Source organism: Streptomyces hokutonensis (assembly GCF_000376565.1).
Lineage (GTDB): Bacteria > Actinomycetota > Actinomycetes > Streptomycetales > Streptomycetaceae > Streptomyces > Streptomyces hokutonensis.
Genome location: NZ_BARG01000004.1, coordinates 54,163 through 74,074 on the forward strand (window position 1 = coordinate 54,163; position 19,912 = coordinate 74,074).

A 19,912-nucleotide genomic window follows, 5' to 3' on the forward strand; every position below is an offset into this window, starting at 1 on the left:
CCCGAGATGGTCGACATGTTCGAGACGGTCCTGGTGGCCAACCGGGGCGAGATCGCGGTCCGCGTGATCCGCACCCTGCGCTCGCTCGGTGTGCGCTCGGTGGCCGTCTTCTCCGACGCCGACGCGGACGCCCGGCACGTCCGGGAGGCCGACACGGCGGTACGGATCGGTCCCGCCCCGGCCACCGAGAGCTATCTGTCGGTCGAACGGCTCCTGGAGGCGGCGGCCCGCACCGGCGCGCAGGCCGTGCACCCCGGCTACGGCTTCCTCGCCGAGAACGCGGCCTTCGCGCGCGCGTGCGCCGACGCCGGGCTGGTCTTCATCGGTCCCCCGGCGGACGCGATCGCCCTCATGGGCGACAAGATCCGCGCCAAGGAGACGGTGGAGGCGGCCGGCGTTCCGGTCGTCCCCGGCGGCCGCGACCCCGAACTCGCCAAAGCAGCACATGAGTTGGGCGCGCCCGTCCTCCTCAAGCCATCCGCCGGCGGGGGCGGCAAGGGCATGCGCCTGGTCCGCGACCTCACCCTCCTGGACGACGAGATCGCCGCCGCCCGCCGCGAGGCCCGCGCATCCTTCGGCGACGACACGCTGCTCGTAGAGCGGTGGGTGGACCGGCCCCGCCACATCGAGATCCAGGTCCTGGCCGACGGCCACGGCAACGTCGTCCACCTCGGCGAACGCGAGTGCTCCCTGCAGCGCCGGCACCAGAAGGTCGTCGAGGAGGCCCCGAGCGTCCTCCTGGACGAGGCCACGCGCGCGGCGATGGGCGAGGCGGCGGTCCAGGCGGCCCGCTCGTGCGGGTACGCGGGCGCGGGCACGGTGGAGTTCATCGTCCCCGGGAACGACCCGTCGTCGTACTACTTCATGGAGATGAACACCCGCCTCCAAGTGGAGCACCCGGTCACGGAGTTGGTGACCGGACTCGACCTGGTGGAGTGGCAGCTGCGGGTCGCGGCGGGCGAGCGGCTGCCCTTCGCACAGGAGGACATCACGCTCACCGGGCACGCGATCGAGGCCCGTATCTGTGCTGAGGACCCCGCGCGCGGGTTCCTGCCCTCCGGCGGCACGGTGTTGACGCTGCACGAACCCTCCGGCGACGGCGTCCGCACCGACTCCGGGCTCTCCGAGGGCACCGAGGTCGGCAGCCTCTACGACCCGATGCTCTCCAAGGTCATCGCCTACGGCCCCGACCGCGCGACCGCGCTGCGGAAACTCCGGGCCGCCCTCGCGGACACGGTCACCCTGGGCGTGCCGACGAACGCCGGTTTCCTACGGCGGCTGCTGGCCCATCCGGCGGTCGTGGCGGGCGAGTTGGACACCGGGCTCGTCGAGCGCGAGGCGGACTCCCTCATCCCGGACGAGGTGCCCGAGGAGGTCTACGAGGCGGCGGCCGCCGTACGGCTGGACGCTCTGCGGCCGACGGGCGAGGGCTGGACCGACCCGTTCTCGGTGCCGAGCGGCTGGCGGCTGGGCGGTGCTCCGAAGCCCGTCGGATTCCAGCTGCGGGTGACCGAGCCCGTGGAGTACGTCCCGCGCGGCACCCACGCCGTCACCGCGGACCAGGTCGCCGTCACCCTCGACGGGGTCCGGCACACCTTCTGGCGGGCCGGTGACTGGCTGGGCCGGAACGGGGACGCCTGGCAGGTGCGGGACCACGATCCGGTGGCCGCCTCCCTCAGTGGGGCCGACCGCTCCGGTGCCGGTTCGCTGACCGCGCCGATGCCGGGGACGGTGACCGTGGTGAAGGTCGCCGTAGGAGATCAAGTGACCGCCGGGCAGAGCCTGTTGGTGGTCGAGGCGATGAAGATGGAGCACGTCGTCTCCGCGCCGCACGCCGGCACCGTCGCCGAACTCGATGTGACCCCCGGCGCGACGGTCGCCATGGACCAGGTGCTGGCGGTCGTCACACCCCTGATCGACACACCCCTGATCGACACACCCGTGATCGTCACACCTGCGGAGGAGGACCAGTGACACTCCCGATGGTCGTACCGGCCCCCGATCTGCCCGCGCGGGTGCGCATCCACGAGGTGGGGGCCCGTGACGGACTCCAGAACGAGAAGTCGACCGTGCCCACCGAGGTCAAGGCCGAGTTCATCCGGCGGCTGGCCGACGCGGGCCTGACCACCATCGAGGCCACCAGCTTCGTCCACCCCAAGTGGGTGCCCCAACTGGCCGACGCCGAGCAGTTGTTCCCGCTCGTGCGGGACCTGGAGGGCGTGCACCTGCCCGTCCTCGTGCCGAACGGTCGTGGCCTGGACCGGGCCCTGGCCCTGGACGCGAACCGCGTCGCCGTCTTCGCCAGCGCCACCGAGTCCTTCGCCAAGGCCAATCTCAACCGCACGGTGGACGAGTCGCTGGCCGTGTTCGCCCCGGTCGTGGCCCGCGCCAAGGACGAGGGCGCCCATGTGCGCGGCTATCTCTCGATGTGCTTCGGCGACCCCTGGGAGGGCGAGGTCCCCATCGCCCAAGTGGTGCGGGTCTGCCGGGCGTTGGTCGACATGGGCTGCGACGAGCTGAGTCTCGGCGACACGATCGGCGTGGCAACTCCCGGGCATGTCCTGGAACTTCTCGCCGCGCTCAACGAACAGCACGTCCCCACCGATGTGTTGGGCGTGCACTTCCACGACACCTACGGCCAGGCCCTCGCCAACACCCTGGCCGCCCTCCAGCACGGCGTCACCACCGTGGACGCCTCCGCGGGCGGCCTCGGCGGCTGTCCGTTCGCCAAGTCCGCCACCGGCAACCTCGCGACCGAGGACCTGGTGTGGATGCTCCAGGGTCTCGGCATCGACTCCGGAGTCGACCTCGGCCGTCTCACCGCCACCAGCGTGTGGATGGCCGAACAACTGGGCCGACCCAGCCCGTCCCGCACCGTCCGCGCACTCGGTAAAACGACACAGCCCCACAAGGAGCAGTGACCGCCATGGACCACCGTCTCTCCCCCGAGCTGGAAGAACTCCGCCGTACGGTCGAGGAGTTCGCGCACGACGTGGTGGCGCCGAAGATCGGCGACTTCTACGAGCGGCACGAGTTCCCGTACGAGATCGTCCGCGAGATGGGCCGCATGGGCCTGTTCGGGCTGCCGTTCCCCGAGGAGCACGGCGGTATGGGCGGCGACTATCTGGCCCTCGGCCTGGTCCTGGAGGAGCTGGCCCGCGTCGACTCGTCGGTCGCTATCACCCTGGAGGCGGGCGTCTCGCTCGGCGCGATGCCGATCCATCTCTTCGGCACCGACGCCCAGAAGGCCGAGTGGCTGCCCCGGCTGTGCTCCGGCGAGATCCTCGGCGCCTTCGGGCTGACCGAACCGGACGGCGGCTCCGACGCGGGCGCGACCCGGACGACCGCCCGGCTCGACCCGGACACCGACGAGTGGGTGATCAACGGTTCCAAGTGCTTCATCACCAACTCCGGTACGGACATCACCGGTCTGGTGACGGTCACCGCGGTCACCGGCCGCAAGCCCGACGGCAAGCCGCTGATCTCGGCGATCATCGTGCCGTCCGGGACGCCCGGCTTCACGGTCGCGGCGCCGTACTCGAAGGTCGGCTGGAACGCCTCGGACACCCGTGAACTGTCCTTCTCGGACGTCCGGGTCCCGGCGGCGAACCTGCTGGGCCAACAGGGCCGCGGCTACGCCCAGTTCCTGCGCATCCTGGACGAGGGCCGGATCGCCATCGCGGCCCTCGCCACCGGTCTCGCGCAGGGCTGCGTCGACGAGTCGGTGAAGTACGCCAAGGAACGGCACGCGTTCGGGCGGCCGATCGGCGCCAACCAGGCCATCCAGTTCAAGATCGCCGACATGGAGATGAAGGCCCACACCGCCCGCCTCGCCTGGCGCGACGCGGCCTCCCGGCTGGTCGCCGGCGAACCCTTCAAGAAGGAGGCGGCCCTCGCCAAGCTGTACTCCTCCACCATCGCCGTCGACAACGCCCGCGACGCAACCCAGGTGCACGGCGGCTACGGCTTCATGAACGAGTACCCGGTGGCCCGCATGTGGCGCGACTCCAAGATCCTGGAGATCGGCGAGGGCACCAGCGAGGTCCAACGGATGCTGATCGCCCGCGAGTTGGGCCTCGCGGGCTGAGAGGCGGCCAGACCCGTTCGGGGGCAGGGCGGCGCCGCGTCCTGGCCACCGAAGACCGGCCGGCGTACGCAAGGGCCACATCCGCACCGACTGCCGCTGCAGCGATGGTGCCGGTTCCCCGACGGGCGGCGCCGCGCATGATCGCTTCGACTTCCGCGCCGAGCTCGGCGGCCATGCCCTCGTGGCGGCGCGGGACCGTCATTGCCGTGTCGGCCCGGCCCGCGAAGATCCCTAGACCGGCTCTGGAGCCGGGCTGCCCAGCCCCACCGACAACTCCGCCGAGATCAGGGCCACATGCCGGTAGGCCCGCTCGGCGGCGGCCAACACCCTGTCCTGTACGGCGGGTTCGCCGAGCGCCCGGTCGAGGCGCTCGGTGAGGGCAGCCCAGCGGGCGCGGTCGCCGCTGCCGTAGTACGAGGTGCCGTTCCCGTCCGTGAGCCGGTACGCCTCGGTGACGTACCGGAGCAGGAAGAGGGCGCCGAGGGTGGAGCCCTCCAGCACGTAGAGGTAGCCGAGGAGTTCGGTGGCGCCGGAGTGCCGGATCTCGTCGGCGAACTCCGTGGCGGCCGGGCAGGGCCGAAGGACTGCACCGAGGGCGAGGAAGTGGCGCAGGTCGCGTTCGAGAAACGGGAGTTTGGCCAGGTCCGGCGACCACACCGAGGCTACGGACGGGCAGGTGGCGCGGGCCAGTTCGGCCTCCAGCGCCTCCAACACCACGCGGTAGGCGGCGAGTTGGCCGACATAGCGGTCGAGCGGGAGGGTTCCGGCGAGCATCGCGGCGGCGAACTCGGTGCTCTCCAGGGCCTGGTGCCAGGTCCGGGTGCCGTTCCTCAGCCGTTGGGTCGCCCTGTCCGTCATAAGCCGCTCCGCTGCCGGACCGTCGTGAGCAGACGGTCGATGAGGTGGCCCTTGCGTTCGATCGTCACGTCGAAGTAGGCGGCGCTGCGCTCGGAGCGGCACACCCCGTGGACGGTGTCCTTCGCGGCGCGCTTCAGGGCCACGGCCTCCTCGGCGAGCGCCAGCAGCGTCCGCTCCAGTTGCGGGTGACCGAGAACGTACCGTTTGAATTCCGCTTCGGGCGGTGCGCCGTCGAGAAGTTCCAGAAGGACCCGGTTGCCGAGGCCGTCGAAGTCCTCGTGGGTGTTGGCGCCGCCGAGTTCCGGTACGAAGTCGGTCAGGTCGTTGAACAGCTGGCTGGCGAGGCCGAGTTGGCGCATCGCGCCGTCCAGGGCGAGCCGGTCGTCCTCGACCACCCGCAGTCCCGCGAGCGCCGCGTCGAGCGGCATCCGGAACAGGGTGCCGGTCTTGAGCGCGGCCGTCTCCTCCCAGAAGCCGACCCGGACGGCACGCGGCGCGGCCAGCAGCTCGGCGCGGGTGAGCGCCGTCCGCGAGGACATGTCGACGGCCTGCCCGGTGAAGCCGTCGCCGACCGAGCGCACCAGGCTGTCCACGACGGCCGGGTCGGCCGCGTGCCGCAGCGCGGACATGATCAGCCAGGCGCCGGCGTTGAGGGCGAGCGGTGTGCCGTGCGTGGTGTGGAGCGCGGGTTCGCCGTAGCGGACGTCGCTGCCGTCCTGGATGTCGTCGAGGGCGACGGCAGCCTTCAGCAGAATCCTTACGGCAACTGCCGTGCGGCGGACGACGGCCAGCTCGGCGGCGGTTTCGTCCCGCTCGGCCGACTCACCGGGAAAACCCCGGTAGTTGCGGTAGGCCCAGTAGACCATCGAGGGGCGCAGCGGAGCCCGGCCGCCGGGTGTCGCGGCGGTGGGGGGCAGCGCCTGCTGGCCGATCTTCGAGCCGACGGCATCGGCGACCGGTTCGTACAGGGAACGCCGTAGTGCCGTGTCGTAGGCGGAGGCCGCCGCCCGCGCCGGGGCGGTCAGTGCGCCGAGGAACTCGGCGAGGTCGTCCTCCAGCAGTGCCGCGTCGCTCCGCACCACCGCGTCCACATCCGTCGCTTCCACCGTGGTAGCCACTCCACCTCCGAATGTCACCGAACATCAGTGCGCAGGGCTCGCTACGAACGAGCATGATCACAACGGACGGACGGGACAAGGTGGTTGAAAGCCAAAGTGCGCGGGGTGTGAACGGCGGCCACCCCCGCCCACTGGACATTCAGTGAGGTTAGGCTAACCTACCTTCGAATTGTCCGGCGGGTGCTCCACCCTGTTCGAAAGCAGCCACACATGTCCAACGCCCGTGCCACCCACCTCTCCCGCCGCGGCATCCTCGCCGCGGGCGGCGCCCTCGGCCTCGGCGCCGTACTCGCGGCCTGCGGGGACGAAGACGCGAAAAGCGGTGGCTCGGGCAAGGAGACGACGGCCGCGAAGTCCGGGCCGTGGAGCTTCAAGGACGACCGCGGCCAGACCGCGAAGACCGACAGGACCCCGGCGACCATCGTCTCCTTCATCGGCGTCGCCGCCGCGCTGCACGACTACGGCATCGAGTCCAAGGGAGTCTTCGGCCCGACCAAGCTGAAGGACGGCAAGGCCGACGTGCAGGCCGGCGACCTGGACATCAGCAAGGTCACGATCATCGGCAACGAGTGGGGCCAGTTCAACATCGAGAAGTACGCGGCCCTCTCCCCCGACGTCCTGATCACCACGATGTTCGACGCGGCCGGCACGCTCTGGTACGTCCCGGAGGAGTCGAAGAAGAAGATCCTCGCCGTGGGCGCGCCGACCGTCGGCATCTCGGCGTACGACGTCCAGCTGCCGACGCCGCTCGCGCGCATGCTGGAACTCGCCAAGTCCCTTGGCGCGGACACCACTTCGTCCACCATCACCGCGGCGAAGAAGCGGTTCGAGGACGCTGCCGCCCGGCTGCGCGCCGCGGCCAAGGCCAAGCCGGACATCAAGGTCCTCGCCGGTTCCGCGAGCCAGGACATCTTCTACGTCTCCGGGTCGAATCTCTCCATCGACCTCGAGTACTACAAGGCGCTCGGCGTGAACTTCGTCGAGCCGTCCGCCGCCGCGCTGAAGGCGAGTGGCGGCTGGTTCGAGAACCTCAGCTGGGAGAACGTCGACAAGTACGGGGCGGACATCATCATGATGGACAGCCGGACCTCGGCGATTCAGCCGGCCGATATTACCGAGGGCACGTGGAAGAAGCTGCCTGCGGTGAAGGCGAACCAGGTGATCGCCCGCAATCCTGAGCCGATTCTGTCGTACGCGAAGTGTGCGCCGTTGCTTGAGGATCTGGCTAAGGCCATCGAGAACGCGAAGAAGGTCAGCTGAGTTTGGGGTGGTTTCGCTTTGTGGGGAGCTGCGGGCCGGTGGGGGCTGGTCGCGCAGTTCCCCGCGCCCCTTTAAGCCTCACGTTTCTTTGAAGGAACCCCTATGACCGGCCCGTTCCGCTTCTTCTCACTCCATGTCGTGCGGACGGAGCGGCTCGGGCCGTCTCTGGTCCGGGTGACCTTTGCCGGGGACGACCTGGCCTGCTTCCACTCCGACGGGTCCGATCAGTCCCTGTCGCTCTTCCTGCCGCATCCGGGCCAGTCCGAGCCCGCCGTGCCCTACGAGCTCGGTGACGGGTGGTGGCAGGCCTGGCGTGAACTCCCGGACGACGTGCGGGCGGTGATGCGGTCGTACACGCTTCGCGCGCTGCGCCGCGAACCCGACGAGATCGACATCGACTTCGTGCTGCACGAACCCGCCGGGCCAGCCTCCCGGTGGGCCTCGCGCGCCCGCGCCGGATACCGGGTCGTGCTGCTCGGGCCGGCCGTCGCGGACAACCGGGCCATTCGGTTCCGGCCGCCGGAGGACACCGATCTCGTGGTCGTCTGGGGCGACGAGACCGCTGTCCCCGCCGTGTCCGCGATTCTCGAAGCGCTGCCCGCAGGTATGCCTGCGCGGGTGTGGCTGGAGGTCCAACATGCCGGTGATGTACAGGACTTGGTGACCGCGGCCGACGCCGAGGTGACCTGGCTGGTGCGGGAGAACCAGGGCGCCGAGGGGTCCCCCATGGCCCTCGGCGCCCTGCGCGCTGCCCAACTCCCGTTCGCCGAGCGGCCGTACGTCTGGATCGCGGGTGAGTCCGGTCAAGTGAAGGCGCTGCGGCGGCACTTCGTGAGTGAGCGGGGGTTCGACCGGCGGCGGGTGACCTTCGTGGGGTACTGGCGGCAGGGGCTCAGCGAGGAGCAGTTGCGCGAAGCGGGGTGAGAGGCGGCCGATGCGTGAGTGACGGCTGTCACGGGAGGGGTGGGTTCCGAAAGATCTAAGTTAGGTTAGCCTTACCTAAGTTCAAATCCGTCCCCACCCCGGAGGACCCCCACATGCGCTCGCACCTGCTCAATGACACGACTGCGGAGCACTACCGCCGCTCCGTGACTCAAGGCGTGGAGCGGGTGGCGGCCAAACTCGCCACCACGGAACGGCCGTTCACCGGCGTCACGGTCGACGCCCTCTCCCCCCTCATCGACCGGATCGACCTCGACCGTCCGCTGCACGACACCGCCGCGGTGCTCGACGAGCTGGACGAGGTGTACCTGCGTGACGCGATCTACTTCCACCACCCCCGCTATCTCGCCCACCTCAACTGCCCGGTCGTCATCCCCGCGGTGCTCGGCGAGGCGGTGCTCTCCGCCGTCAACTCCTCCCTGGACACCTGGGACCAGTCGGCCGGCGGCACCCTCATCGAGCGCAAGCTGATCGACTGGACGAACGAGCGGATCGGCCTCGGACCGCACGCCGACGGGGTGTTCACCTCCGGGGGCAGCCAGTCCAACCTCCAGGCGCTGCTGCTGGCCCGCGAGGAGGCCAAGACCGACAGCCTGGCCAAACTACGTATCTTCGCTTCCGAAGTGAGCCACTTCAGCGTGAAGAAGTCGGCGAAACTGCTCGGCCTCGGGCAGGACGCCGTCGTGTCGATACCCGTCGGCGCCGACAAGCGAATGCAGACGGTCGCGCTCGCCCGGGAGTTGGAGCGCTGCAAGAACGCCGGGCTCGTGCCCATGGCCGTCGTCGCCACCGCCGGCACCACCGACTTCGGCTCCATCGACCCGCTGCCCGAAGTCGCCGAGCTGTGCGAGCAGTTCGGGGTGTGGATGCACGTCGACGCGGCCTACGGCTGCGGGCTGCTCGCCTCTCTCAAGCACCGGAGCCGGATCGACGGCATCGAACGCGCCGACTCGGTCACCGTGGACTACCACAAGTCCTTCTTCCAGCCGGTGAGTTCGTCCGCCCTGCTGGTCCGCGACGCCGACACCCTGCGCCACGCGACCTACCACGCGGACTACCTCAACCCGCGCCGCATGGTGCAGGAGCGCATCCCCAACCAGGTCGACAAGTCCCTCCAGACCACCCGCCGTTTCGACGCGCTCAAGCTGTGGATGACGCTGCGCGTGATGGGCGCCGACGGCATCGGCCAACTCTTCGACGAGGTCTGCGACTTGGCCGAGGAGGGCTGGAAGCTGCTCGCCGCCGACCCGCGGTTCGACGTGGTCGTCGAGCCCACGCTCTCCACCCTCGTCTACCGCTACATCCCGGCCGCCGTCACCGACCCGGCCGAGATCGACCGCGCCAACCTGTACGCCCGCAAGGCCCTGTTCGCCTCCGGTGACGCGGTGGTCGCGGGCACCAAGGTCGCGGGCCGCCACTACCTGAAGTTCACCCTGCTCAACCCCGAGACGACGGCCGACGACATCGCCGCCGTCCTCGATCTGATCGCCGGCCATGCCGAGCAGTACCTGGGAGAGTCCCTTGACCGCGCTTCCTGAACCCGCCACCAAGACCTACGACTTCGTGGGCATCGGGCTCGGACCCTTCAACCTCGGCCTCGCCTGCCTCACCGAGCCCATCGCCGAACTCGACGGAATCTTCCTGGACTCTAAGCCCGACTTCGAGTGGCACGCGGGCATGTTCCTCGACGGCGCCCACCTCCAGACCCCGTTCATGTCCGACCTGGTCACCCTCGCCGACCCGACCTCGCCGTACTCCTTCCTCAACTACCTGAAGGAGAAGGGGCGTCTGTACCCCTTCTACATCCGCGAGAACTTCTATCCCCTGCGCGTCGAGTACGACGACTACTGCCGCTGGGCGGCCAACCGGCTCACCAACGTGCGCTTCAGCACGACTGTCGCCGAAGTGACGTACGAGGACGAGGTCTACGTCGTCCGGACCGAGGGCGGTGACCTCTACCGCGCCCGGCATCTGGTCCTCGGCACCGGCACCCCTCCCTACCTCCCGGAGGCCGTCGCGGGTCTCGGTGGCGACTTCATCCACAACTCCCGCTATGTGCAGCACAGAGCGGAGTTGCAGGCCAAGGAGTCGATCACGCTGGTCGGCAGCGGGCAGTCCGCCGCCGAGATCTACTACGACCTGCTCAGCGAGATCGACGTCCACGGCTACGAGTTGAACTGGGTGACACGGTCGCCGCGCTTCTTCCCGCTGGAGTACACGAAACTCACGCTGGAGATGACCTCCCCGGAGTACATCGACTACTTCCACGCGCTGCCCGAGCAGACCCGCTACCGCCTCACGGCCGAGCAGAAGGGCCTCTTCAAGGGCATCGACGGCGACCTCGTCAACGACATCTTCGACCTGCTCTACCAGAAGAAGGTCGGCGGGTCCGTTCCCACCCGGCTGCTCACCAACTCCTCGCTGAACGACGTCACTTACCGCGACGGCGTCTACGAACTCGGTCTGCGCCAGGAGGAGCAGGAGAAGGACTACACCCTGCGCTCGCAGGGCCTGGTCCTCGCCACCGGCTACAAGTACGCCGAGCCGGAGTTCCTCAAGCCCGTGCACGAGCGGCTGCGCTACGACTCGCAGGGCAACTTCGACATCGCGCGCAACTACTCGATCGACACCACGGGCCGGGGCGTCTTCCTCCAGAACGCCGGCGTCCACGCGCACAGCATCACGTCCCCGGACCTGGGCATGGGCGCGTACCGCAACTCGTACATCATCCGTGAGCTGCTCGGCACCGAGTACTACCCGGTCGAACAGACCATCGCGTTCCAGGAGTTCGCCGTATGACCTTCACCTTCCGCCCCCTGGACCCGCTGCGGGACGCCGAGCTGCTGCACCGCTGGGTCACCCACCCCAAGGCCGCATTCTGGATGATGCAGGACGCGAAACTGGAGGACGTCGAGCGCGCCTACATGGAGATCGCCGCCGACGAGCACCAGCAGGCGCTGCTCGGGCTCCAGGACGGGGTGCCCGTCTTCCTGATGGAATACTACGACCCGCGGCATCGCGAACTGGTCGGCCTGTACGAGCCGTTGCCCGGTGATGTCGGCATGCACTTCCTGACACCGGCCACCGAGACGCCCGTCCACGGCTTCACCCGCGCGGTGATCACCGCCGTGATGGCCCGGCTCTTCGAGGACCCGGCCGTCGCTCGTGTCGTCGTGGAGCCGGACGTGTCCAACACCGCCGTGCACGCCCTGAACGAGGCGGTCGGGTTCGTGCCCGAGCGCGAGATCCAGAAGCCGGAGAAAATGGCCCTGTTGAGCTTCTGCACCCGCGAACAGTTCTTGGCGGCGACGGCGGTGTCCGCATGAGCCTCGCCGACGCCGTCGCCCACCTCTCCCCCGAGCGCTGGGAGAAGGCCAACCGCCAGCTGATCCGCAAGGCCCTCGCCGAGTTCGCGCACGAGCGGCTGATCACTCCCGAACCGGCCGCGCAGGACGGCGACTTGTACGCCGTCCGCAGCGACGACGGCCTGACCCGCTACCGGTTCACCGCCACCCGCCGCGCACTCGACCACTGGCAGATCGACGCCGACTCCATCACCCGTCACCGCGACGGCGCCGAACTCCCCCTCGCGGCCCTGGAGTTCTTCATCGAGCTGCAGAAGTCGCTCGGCCTGAGCGAGGCGATCCTGCCGGTCTATCTGGAGGAGATCTCCTCCACCCTCTCCGGCACCTGCTACAAGCTCACCAAGCCGCAGCTCCCGGTCGCCGAGCTGGTGACGAACGACTTCCAGGCCATCGAGACCGGGATGACCGAGGGCCACCCCTGCTTCGTCGCCAACAACGGGCGGCTCGGCTTCGGCGTCCACGAGTACCTCTCCTACGCCCCCGAGACCGCGAGCCCGGTCCGGCTGGTCTGGCTGGCCGCGCACCGCTCACGGGCGGCGTTCACGGCGGGTGTGGGCATCGAATACGAGTCGTTCGTCAAGGGCGAGTTGGGCAGCGCCACGCTGGACCGCTTCCGCGCCACCCTCACGGACCGGGGTCTCGACCCCGACGACTACCTCCTCATCCCCGTCCACCCCTGGCAGTGGTGGAACAAGCTCACCGTCACCTTCGCCGCCGAGGTCGCCCGCGGCCTCCTCGTCTGTCTCGGCGAGGGCGACGACGAGTACCTCGCCCAGCAGTCCATCCGAACCTTCTTCAACAGGTCCAACCCCGAGAAGCACTACGTGAAGACGGCCCTGTCCGTCATCAACATGGGCTTCATGCGCGGACTTTCGGCCGCCTACATGGAGGCGACCCCGGCGATCAACGACTGGCTCGGCCAACTCATCGACAACGACCCGGTGTTGAGGTCCACCGGCCTGTCGATCATCCGCGAGCGGGCCGCCGTCGGCTACCGGCACCTGGAGTACGAGGCCGCGACCGACCGCTACTCGCCGTACCGCAAAATGCTCGCCGCCCTGTGGCGCGAGAGCCCGGTCTCCTCGCTCCGGGACGGCGAGTCCCTGGCGACGATGGCCTCGCTGGTGCACCTGGACCACGAGGGCGCGTCCTTCGCCGGCGCACTGATCGAGCGGTCCGGGCTGACCCCGGTGGAGTGGCTGCGGCGCTATCTGCGGGCGTACTTCACCCCGCTGCTGCACAGCTTCTACGCCTACGACCTGGTGTTCATGCCACACGGCGAGAACGTGATCCTCGTCCTCAAGGACGGTGTCGTCCAGCGCGCGATCTACAAGGACATCGCCGAGGAGATCGCCGTCATGGACCCGGACGCGGTGCTGCCGCCGACGGTGGAGCGGCTGCGGGTCGAGGTCCCCGAGGACAAGAAGCTCCTGTCGATCTTCACCGACGTCTTCGACTGCTTCTTCCGCTTCCTCGCCTCCAACCTGGCCGCCGAGGGCGTCCTGGAGGAGGACGACTTCTGGCGTACGGTCGCGGAGGTCACCCGCGAGTACCAGGACTCGGCGCCCGAACTCGCCGACAAGTTCCGGCAGTACGACATGTTCGCCCCCGAGTTCTCGCTGTCCTGCCTCAACCGGCTCCAACTGCGCAACAACGAGCAGATGGTGGACCTGGCGGACCCCTCCGGCGCGCTCCAGCTCGTCGGCACCCTGAAGAACCCCATCGCCGGGTTCTGACCACACAAGCAGGCGGGCACCCCGGGGTACGGTCCCCCGGGGTGCCCGCCCTCTTCATACAGACAGCTCAACTACCGTGCAGGCCAGGGCACTTGGGGCGACCGGTAGTAGTCGATCCCGAGCGCGTCCCAGCGCGGTGCCTGCGCCGCGAGCCGGACCTTGTAGGTGTCCCAGTCGTGCGTCGAGGCCGGCGACCAGCCCAGCTCGGCCACGCCCGGCAGCCGGGGGAAGGCCATGTACTGGATGTTCGCGTCGGTCACGATGGTCTCCGACCACAGCGGCGCCTCGACGCCCCGGATGGCCGAACTCGGCGCCCCGGGAAGGTAGTTGCCCGGGTCCCAGTCGTAGGACCGCTTCACCTCGACCAGGCCCGCCCAGTCCTGGCCGAGCGGGGTGTCCTCGGTGTACTTCATGTCGAGGTAGACCCGGTCGGCGGGCGAGAGGATCAGCCCGGTGCCGTTCTTCGCGGCCTCGGCGACCTGCGCCTTCTCGGCGGCGTCGGTGTCGTCGAGACCCCAGTACTGGGCGAGGGCGCCCTTGATCGGATGCGCGCCGGTGATCTGGTGCCAGGCGATCACCGTCTTGCCGTACTTGGCGACGATCGGCTGCACCCGGTCCATGAACTTGACGTAGTCCTCATGGCTGGTGGAGTGCGCCTCGTCCCCGCCGATGTGGAGATAGCGGCCCGGGGTGAGCGCGGCCAGCTCGCGGATCACGTCGTCCACGAAGCTGTACGTGACGTCCTTGCCGACGCACAGCGAGCTGAAGCCGACGTCCGTGCCCGTGTAGAGCGGGGGTGCCACGCCGTCGCAGTTCAGGTCTGCGTAGGAGGCGAGGGCCGCGTTGGTGTGGCCCGGCATGTCGATCTCCGGGACGACCTCCAGATAGCGGGAGGCCGCGTACCGGACGATCTCCTTGTAGTCGTCCTTGGTGTAGTAGCCGCCTGCGCCACCGCCGACCTGGGTCGAGCCGCCGTAAGTGGCCAGCCGGGGCCAGGAGTTGATGGCGATGCGCCAGCCCTGGTCGTCGCTGAGGTGCAGATGCAGCTCGTTGATCTTGTAGAGCGCCAACTCGTCGATGTAGCGCTTGACTTGGGCGACCGTGAAGAAGTGCCGGGAGGCGTCGAGCATCGCGCCGCGGTAGGCGTAGCGCGGGGAGTCCTCGATGGTGCCGCCCGCGATCCGCCAGGGGCCGGGCTGCACGGAGTTCTTCTCGACGGCGGCGGGCAGGAGTTGGCGCAGGGTCTGGACGCCGTGGAAGAGCCCGGCCGGCCTGCTCGCCGTGATGGTGACACCGGAGGCGGTGCTGTTGAGCCGGTAGCCCTCGGCGCCGAACGTGCCCTTGGCCAGGCGGAGTTGGATACCTCCCTTGCCCCGCGAGGTGACCGGCAGCCGGTAGCCGGTGGAGGGGCGCAGGATGCCGGCGAGGTACTCGCCGATCCGGCGCGACTCGCGTGACTCGCCGACGCGGATACGGGTGGCGCTCGTGATCCGGTACGGCTGTCCGCCGGGCGTGACGGACGCGGGCGCCGGGACCACCCGGCCCAGCGGGGTGACGGCGGCGGGCTCGGCGGAGGGCGCGGCGCCGACGACGGACACGCTCGCGGCGGCGACGAGCAGCAGCGAACCGAGGAGGCGGGTCGTTCTGTGGCGCTGTCTCACAAGGTGTCTCACAAGCGGTCCCTTCCATGCAGCCGGACAGGTACAGACCATTCTGTCGCCAAGGCGATGGAACAATCCCTGCTATGGCGGAAATCATCCAGAAGGACGGCACCTGGATCTTCGACGGCGACGCCCTGCGGCTGACTCCCGGACGGGACAAGAACGTCGGCCTGTTCCGCAGGACGCTGGGCGAACTCGTCGTCCCCCTGGGCGCGTTGGCGGGCGTCTCGTTCGAGCAGGGCCGCAGGTCGGGGCGGCTGCGACTGCGGCTGCGCGACGGCGCCGACCCGCTGCTGCACGCCACCGGCGGCCGGCTCGCCGAGGGCGACGACCCCTATCAACTGACCGTGGAGTCGGACCGGTACGGCGTCGCCGAGTACTTCGTGGACGAGGTGCGCAACGCCCTGCTGCTCGACGGCGTTCCGGCGGACCCGGTGGCCGAGTACCTGCTGCCGGGCCCGGCCGTGCCGCTCTCCGTCTCCGCCGGGGACGGCACCGCGAGCTTCGACGGCGAGCACGTGCGGCTGGAGTGGAACTGGAAGACCGAGGACGCCAAGTCCGCGGCCGGTGCCCGCACTCTCGCCGTCACGGACCTCGTGGGCGTGGAGTGGCGGCCGTCGGCCGGTCTGGAGAACGGCTACATCCGCTTCGCGGTGCGCCACGCGCCGACCAAGGCACCGCCCAAGTACGACCCCAACTCAGTGGAGTTGTGGGGCTTCAAGAAGGACCCGCTGATGGCCCTGATCGCCGCGGCCGTCCAGGCCCGGCTTCCGCACCCGGCCGCCGAGACGGACGCACGACATGAACTGGCCGCGCCCACCCAGCAGTTGACGACCGCGGCGGAGGACAGCCACGACGCTCTGCTGCGGCGGCTGCGGGAACTCGGCGAGCTGCACCGGGACGGGGTGCTCACGGACGAGGAGTTCTCGATGGCCAAACAGGCGGTCCTCAAACGCATGTGAGGACCGCCTGCTCGCTGAATTGCGCCCCGCCTTCTGGGCGTAACTCGGTCGTGTCGGGCCTTACTTGGCCTTGCGGGCGACCGTGAAGCGGTCGATCTCGGCGCCGGTCTCGGCGATGCCGCGGACCGTCAGGGTGGCCGTACGGCCCTTGTGGGCGGGCTGGACGTCCACGCGCAGGAACGAGTAGTTGAGGTAGCGCACGCGCGACCAAGCGACCGTCTCGTTGACCTTGCCGTCCTTCGTGTTGATGAAGGCGGCCACGGAGTCGACGTCGGCGACGTGACCCTCGTAGGAGTCCGGGGCGGAGAACGCGTACAGGCTGCGGCCGGCCGCGCCCGCCGTCACGTAGACGACACCCTCGGTCTCCGGGTACGCCGTGCCGCCGATCGGCAGCTTCTTGACGACGGCGTTCTTCTTGATGACGTCGGTGCGCTCGTACTGGTGGTTGTGGCCGTTGATGACCAGGTCCACCGTGTACTTCTCGAACAGCGGCACCCACTCGTCGCGCACTCCCCCCTCCGAGGAGTGCGCGGTGGAGGTGCAGTACGCGCAGTGGTGGAAGAAGATCACCACGAAGTCGATGTCCTTGGACGCGCGGAACTTCTTGAGCTGCCCCTCCAGCCACGTGGTCTGGGTGCCGCCCGAGATGCCGAGGTTGGCCGGGATCTCGAAGGACACGTCGTTGGCGTCCAGCGAGATGACCGCCGTGTTGCCGTAGACGAAGGAGTAGACGCCCGGCAGGTTCGCCTTGTCGGGGCCGTTGTCCGGCAGGTTCCAGCGGGCGTCCTCGCCGCCGTAGCCGTTGGGCGAGTACCAGGCCTCCATGTCGTGGTTGCCGTAGGCGGGCATCCACGGCACGGACTTGGCGACCGACTCGGTCTGGGCGAGGAACTGGTCCCAGACGCGCGAGTCGAAGCCGGTGTCGGCGGTCTTGCCCGCGCCGGCCGGGTCGGCGTAGCAGATGTCGCCGGCGTGCAGGTGGAAGGCCGGGTTCTGGCCCAGCAGCAGGCTGTTGTTGGCCAGGCCGTGGTAGCCGACGCCCTCGTCGCCGAAGGCCGTGAAGGTGAACGGCACGGCGCGGTCGGGGGCCGTCCTGAACGTGCCCAGCGTGCCGAGCAGGTGGGCCTCGGCCGGGTCGAAGCCCGCGTGGCCGACGCCGTAGTAGTACGTCTTGCCCGGACGCAGGTGCGTCAGCTTGGCGTGCAGGTAGTACTGCGTGTGGTCGCCGCTCGCCCCGACGCCCGCCGGGGTGTAGAGCGTGCGCACCTCGGCCTCGATCTTGCGGGAGAGGTCCCAGGGGTGCGCGCCTATGCGAACGAACGGCTTCTTGACGTTGGTCGGGACCTGCCAGGAGACCGTGACCTCGGTGCTCGGGTCGTTGCCGAACGCGAGGTGGCGGCCGAACGGGGAGACGAGGGCCCCGTCGATCGACTCGCTGGAGGAGGCGGCGGCATAGGTGGCGGAGGCCTGGCTGGGGACGGCCGCCTGGGCGACCGCGCCCGGGACGAACACGCCGCCGGCGACGGCGCCGAGGGTCACGGCGCCGCCTCTGATCATGGTGCGCCGGGAGAATTTCGAGCGTAGGTACTCGTGCTGCTCAGCCATGCTCATACGCTCGGCGAGCTCTTCGGGTACTCCCATACGAGGAATGTCCATGGCGTCTGAAACTCGTCCATATGAGCGACGTAACACAAGACACAGGATGGACAGCTTGCGAACAGAGTCCCATAAGACATTCAACAGGCCGCTGCCCGATATCGGGCAGGATTCTTGCAAACCTTCCCCCGGTACCCCAGGATCTACCGGGTGCACGACGAACTCGTTGATCATCTGACGCGCTCCACGACCCTCAACCGGGGCGAGGCGCTGCGGGTGATCCAGGACGTGCTCGCGTACTTCGACGAGACGACCGAGGACTACGTCCGTCGCCGCCACCGCGAGCTCCAGGCCCAGGGCCTGGTCAACGCGACGATCTTCGACCGGATCGAGGCGGACCTGAAATACCGGGCGGTCGCGCCGCCGGAGCTCACGCTCAGGCAGCTGCGCCGCATCGTCTACGGCTAGGAATACCTATATATGTGCGGAATCGTCGGATACATCGGCAAGCGTGACGTTGCTCCGCTTCTGCTGGAGGGCCTGCAGCGGCTGGAGTACCGCGGCTACGACTCCGCGGGCATCGCCATCACGGCTCCCAAGACGGCCGGCCTGAAGGTGGTCAAGGCCAAGGGCCGGGTCCGTGACCTGGAGGCCAAGGTCCCGGCGCGCTTCAAGGGCACCACCGGCATCGCCCACACCCGCTGGGCCACGCACGGCGCCCCCTCCGACGTGAACGCGCACCCGCACCTGTCGGCCGACAGCAAGGTCGCCGTCGTCCACAACGGCATCATCGACAACGCCTCGGACATCCGGAAGAAGCTCGAGGCGGACGGCGTCGAGTTCCTCTCCGAGACCGACACCGAGGTCCTCACCCACCTCATCGCCCGCTCCCAGGCGGAGACCCTCGAGGAGAAGGTCCGCCAGGCACTCCGGGTGATCGAGGGGACGTACGGCATCGCCGTCCTGCACGCCGACTTCCCCGACCGCATCGTGGTGGCTCGAAACGGCTCCCCGGTGGTCCTCGGCATCGGCGAGAAGGAGATGTTCGTAGCCTCGGACATCGCCGCACTCGTCACCCACACGCGCCAGATAGTGACCCTCGACGACGGCGAGATGGCGACCCTCAAGGCCGACGACTTCCGGACATACACCACCGAGGGCACCCGCACCACGTCCGAGCCGACCACCGTCGAGTGGGAGGCCGCCTCCTACGACATGGGCGGCCACGACACCTACATGCACAAGGAGATCTTCGAGCAGGCCGACGCCGTGGACCGCGTGCTGCGCGGCCGCATCGACGACCGCTTCTCCACCGTGCACCTCGGCGGCCTCAACCTCGACGCCCGCGAGGCCCGGCAGATCCGCCGCGTCAAGATCCTCGGCTGCGGCACCTCGTACCACGCGGGCATGATCGGCGCCCAGATGATCGAGGAGCTGGCCCGCATCCCCGCGGACGCCGAGCCGGCTTCTGAGTTCCGCTACCGCAACGCGGTCGTGGACCCCGACACCCTCTACATCGCGGTCTCGCAGTCCGGTGAGACGTACGACGTCCTCGCCGCGGTCCAGGAGTTGAAGCGCAAGGGCGCCCGGGTCCTCGGCGTGGTGAACGTCGTCGGCTCGGCGATCGCGCGCGAGGCGGACGGCGGCATGTACGTGCACGCGGGCCCCGAGGTCTGTGTCGTCTCGACCAAGTGCTTCACCAACACCACAGTGGCGTTCGCCCTGTTGGCCCTCCACCTCGGCCGCACCCGCGACCTCTCGGTCCGCGACGGCAAGCGCATCATCGAGGGCCTGCGCAAGCTGCCGGCCCAGATCTCCGAGATCCTCGACCGCGAGGACGAGATCAGGAAGCTGGCGGCCGAGTACGCCGAGGCCCGCTCGATGCTGTTCATCGGCCGAGTCCGCGGCTACCCGGTGGCCCGCGAGGCCTCCCTGAAGCTCAAGGAGGTCTCGTACATCCACGCCGAGGCCTACCCCGCCTCGGAGTTGAAGCACGGCCCCCTCGCCCTGATCGAGCCCGCCCTCCCCACGGTCGCGATCGTCCCCGACGACGACCTGCTGGAGAAGAACCGCGCCGCCCTGGAGGAGATCAAGGCCCGCAGCGGCCGCATCCTCGCGGTGGCCCACCAGCACCAGGAAAAGGCCGACCAGACGATCGTCGTCCCGAAGAACGAGGACGAGCTGGACCCGATCCTGATGGGGATTCCCCTTCAACTCCTGGCGTATCACACGGCGTTGGCACTCGGGCGGGACATCGACAAGCCGAGGAACCTGGCGAAGTCGGTCACGGTCGAGTAGAGGTTCTTTGTTCTTAGGGGCGCGGGGCT

The 19,912-nt window shown here is 69.1% G+C and carries 16 protein-coding genes; 12 read left to right on the forward strand and 4 right to left on the reverse strand.

The genetic code is table 11. The features are described 5' to 3' along the window. The first annotated feature begins 15 nt into the window (after window positions 1-15). The 3 genes from SSP08S_RS54660 to SSP08S_RS01295 are packed head-to-tail and all read left to right on the forward strand — an operon-like array spanning window position 16 to window position 4,087. Window positions 16-1,974 (forward strand): acetyl/propionyl/methylcrotonyl-CoA carboxylase subunit alpha, encoded by a 1,959-nt coding sequence (locus SSP08S_RS54660; protein ID WP_051105838.1) that lies wholly within the window; start codon window positions 16-18, stop codon window positions 1,972-1,974. A gap of 8 nt (window positions 1,975-1,982) precedes the next feature. Continuing rightward, window positions 1,983-2,921, forward strand: a complete 939-nt coding sequence (locus SSP08S_RS01290; RefSeq protein ID WP_043259215.1) for a hydroxymethylglutaryl-CoA lyase — start codon at window positions 1,983-1,985, stop codon at window positions 2,919-2,921. Between the two features lie 5 nt (window positions 2,922-2,926). Next, window positions 2,927-4,087 (forward strand): acyl-CoA dehydrogenase family protein, encoded by a 1,161-nt coding sequence (locus tag SSP08S_RS01295; RefSeq protein ID WP_019065764.1) that lies wholly within the window; start codon window positions 2,927-2,929, stop codon window positions 4,085-4,087. Window positions 4,088-4,318: 231 nt separating this feature from the next. On the opposite strand, the gene SSP08S_RS01300 is transcribed toward SSP08S_RS01295, so the two are convergent. Together SSP08S_RS01300 and SSP08S_RS01305 are read right to left on the reverse strand one after the other, a co-directional pair. After that, on the reverse strand, window positions 4,319-4,945 hold the full coding sequence (locus SSP08S_RS01300; RefSeq protein WP_019065765.1) for a biliverdin-producing heme oxygenase: 627 nt from the start codon (window positions 4,943-4,945) through the stop codon (window positions 4,319-4,321). After that, window positions 4,942-6,063 carry a polyprenyl synthetase family protein gene (locus SSP08S_RS01305; protein WP_102133268.1) on the reverse strand — a complete coding sequence of 374 codons (1,122 nt, stop codon included), beginning with the start codon at window positions 6,061-6,063 and terminating at the stop codon, window positions 4,942-4,944. The genes SSP08S_RS01300 and SSP08S_RS01305 overlap by 4 nt, the downstream gene beginning before the upstream one ends. A 210-nt stretch (window positions 6,064-6,273) precedes the next feature. Here SSP08S_RS01305 and SSP08S_RS01310 point away from each other — a divergent pair, with 210 nt between their 5' ends. The 6 genes from SSP08S_RS01310 (at window position 6,274) to SSP08S_RS01335 (ending at window position 13,366) form a co-directional block, all read left to right on the forward strand. Next, complete coding sequence (locus tag SSP08S_RS01310) at window positions 6,274-7,323, forward strand: ABC transporter substrate-binding protein (RefSeq protein ID WP_019065767.1); 1,050 nt, start codon at window positions 6,274-6,276, stop codon at window positions 7,321-7,323. Window positions 7,324-7,425: 102 nt separating this feature from the next. Continuing rightward, window positions 7,426-8,247 (forward strand): siderophore-interacting protein, encoded by an 822-nt coding sequence (locus tag SSP08S_RS01315; RefSeq protein ID WP_019065768.1) that lies wholly within the window; start codon window positions 7,426-7,428, stop codon window positions 8,245-8,247. Window positions 8,248-8,360: 113 nt separating this feature from the next. After that, window positions 8,361-9,803, forward strand: a complete 1,443-nt coding sequence (gene desA / locus SSP08S_RS01320) for a lysine decarboxylase DesA (protein WP_019065769.1) — start codon at window positions 8,361-8,363, stop codon at window positions 9,801-9,803. Continuing rightward, a complete protein-coding gene (locus tag SSP08S_RS01325; RefSeq protein WP_019065770.1) occupies window positions 9,787-11,064 on the forward strand; it encodes a lysine N(6)-hydroxylase/L-ornithine N(5)-oxygenase family protein in 1,278 nt (425 codons plus the stop codon). The genes desA and SSP08S_RS01325 overlap by 17 nt, the downstream gene beginning before the upstream one ends. Next, on the forward strand, window positions 11,061-11,591 hold the full coding sequence (locus SSP08S_RS01330; RefSeq protein ID WP_019065771.1) for a GNAT family N-acetyltransferase: 531 nt from the start codon (window positions 11,061-11,063) through the stop codon (window positions 11,589-11,591). The genes SSP08S_RS01325 and SSP08S_RS01330 overlap by 4 nt, the downstream gene beginning before the upstream one ends. After that, entirely contained in the window at window positions 11,588-13,366 is a 1,779-nt protein-coding gene (locus SSP08S_RS01335; RefSeq protein ID WP_019065772.1) for an IucA/IucC family protein, read from the forward strand. Before SSP08S_RS01330 ends, SSP08S_RS01335 begins: the two co-directional genes overlap by 4 nt. A gap of 71 nt (window positions 13,367-13,437) precedes the next feature. On the opposite strand, the gene SSP08S_RS01340 is transcribed toward SSP08S_RS01335, so the two are convergent. After that, window positions 13,438-15,027, reverse strand: coding sequence for a beta-N-acetylhexosaminidase (locus SSP08S_RS01340; protein WP_019065773.1), 1,590 nt, complete (start codon window positions 15,025-15,027; stop codon window positions 13,438-13,440). An 83-nt stretch (window positions 15,028-15,110) separates the two neighbouring features. Here SSP08S_RS01340 and SSP08S_RS01345 point away from each other — a divergent pair, with 83 nt between their 5' ends. After that, a complete protein-coding gene (locus SSP08S_RS01345) occupies window positions 15,111-15,989 on the forward strand; it encodes a DUF4429 domain-containing protein (RefSeq protein ID WP_019065774.1) in 879 nt (292 codons plus the stop codon). Between the two features lie 60 nt (window positions 15,990-16,049). On the opposite strand, the gene SSP08S_RS01350 is transcribed toward SSP08S_RS01345, so the two are convergent. Further along, window positions 16,050-17,630, reverse strand: a complete 1,581-nt coding sequence (locus SSP08S_RS01350) for a purple acid phosphatase family protein (RefSeq protein ID WP_019065775.1) — start codon at window positions 17,628-17,630, stop codon at window positions 16,050-16,052. A 165-nt stretch (window positions 17,631-17,795) separates the two neighbouring features. On the opposite strand from SSP08S_RS01350, the gene SSP08S_RS01355 reads away from it, so the two are divergent. Both SSP08S_RS01355 and glmS read left to right on the forward strand, forming a co-directional pair. Then, window positions 17,796-18,053, forward strand: a complete 258-nt coding sequence (locus SSP08S_RS01355; RefSeq protein ID WP_019065776.1) for a hypothetical protein — start codon at window positions 17,796-17,798, stop codon at window positions 18,051-18,053. A 12-nt stretch (window positions 18,054-18,065) separates the two neighbouring features. Continuing rightward, a complete protein-coding gene (gene glmS, locus SSP08S_RS01360; protein ID WP_019065777.1) occupies window positions 18,066-19,883 on the forward strand; it encodes a glutamine--fructose-6-phosphate transaminase (isomerizing) in 1,818 nt (605 codons plus the stop codon). Window positions 19,884-19,912 lie beyond the last annotated feature (29 nt).

What these genes read in the sequence shown, in the direction of transcription:
- SSP08S_RS54660 (WP_051105838.1), top strand. Translation starts at nt 16, where the DNA reads ATGTTCGAGACGGTCCTGGTGGCCAACCGGGGCGAGATCGCGGTCCGC.
- SSP08S_RS01315 (WP_019065768.1), top strand. Translation starts at nt 7,426, where the DNA reads ATGACCGGCCCGTTCCGCTTCTTCTCACTCCATGTCGTGCGGACGGAG.
- SSP08S_RS01335 (WP_019065772.1), top strand. Translation starts at nt 11,588, where the DNA reads ATGAGCCTCGCCGACGCCGTCGCCCACCTCTCCCCCGAGCGCTGGGAG.
- desA (WP_019065769.1), top strand. Translation starts at nt 8,361, where the DNA reads ATGCGCTCGCACCTGCTCAATGACACGACTGCGGAGCACTACCGCCGC.
- SSP08S_RS01330 (WP_019065771.1), top strand. Translation starts at nt 11,061, where the DNA reads ATGACCTTCACCTTCCGCCCCCTGGACCCGCTGCGGGACGCCGAGCTG.
- glmS (WP_019065777.1), top strand. Translation starts at nt 18,066, where the DNA reads ATGTGCGGAATCGTCGGATACATCGGCAAGCGTGACGTTGCTCCGCTT.
- SSP08S_RS01295 (WP_019065764.1), top strand. Translation starts at nt 2,927, where the DNA reads ATGGACCACCGTCTCTCCCCCGAGCTGGAAGAACTCCGCCGTACGGTC.
- SSP08S_RS01350 (WP_019065775.1), bottom strand. Translation starts at nt 17,630, where the DNA reads ATGGGAGTACCCGAAGAGCTCGCCGAGCGTATGAGCATGGCTGAGCAG.
- SSP08S_RS01310 (WP_019065767.1), top strand. Translation starts at nt 6,274, where the DNA reads ATGTCCAACGCCCGTGCCACCCACCTCTCCCGCCGCGGCATCCTCGCC.
- SSP08S_RS01345 (WP_019065774.1), top strand. Translation starts at nt 15,111, where the DNA reads ATGGCGGAAATCATCCAGAAGGACGGCACCTGGATCTTCGACGGCGAC.
- SSP08S_RS01290 (WP_043259215.1), top strand. Translation starts at nt 1,983, where the DNA reads ATGGTCGTACCGGCCCCCGATCTGCCCGCGCGGGTGCGCATCCACGAG.
- SSP08S_RS01300 (WP_019065765.1), bottom strand. Translation starts at nt 4,945, where the DNA reads ATGACGGACAGGGCGACCCAACGGCTGAGGAACGGCACCCGGACCTGG.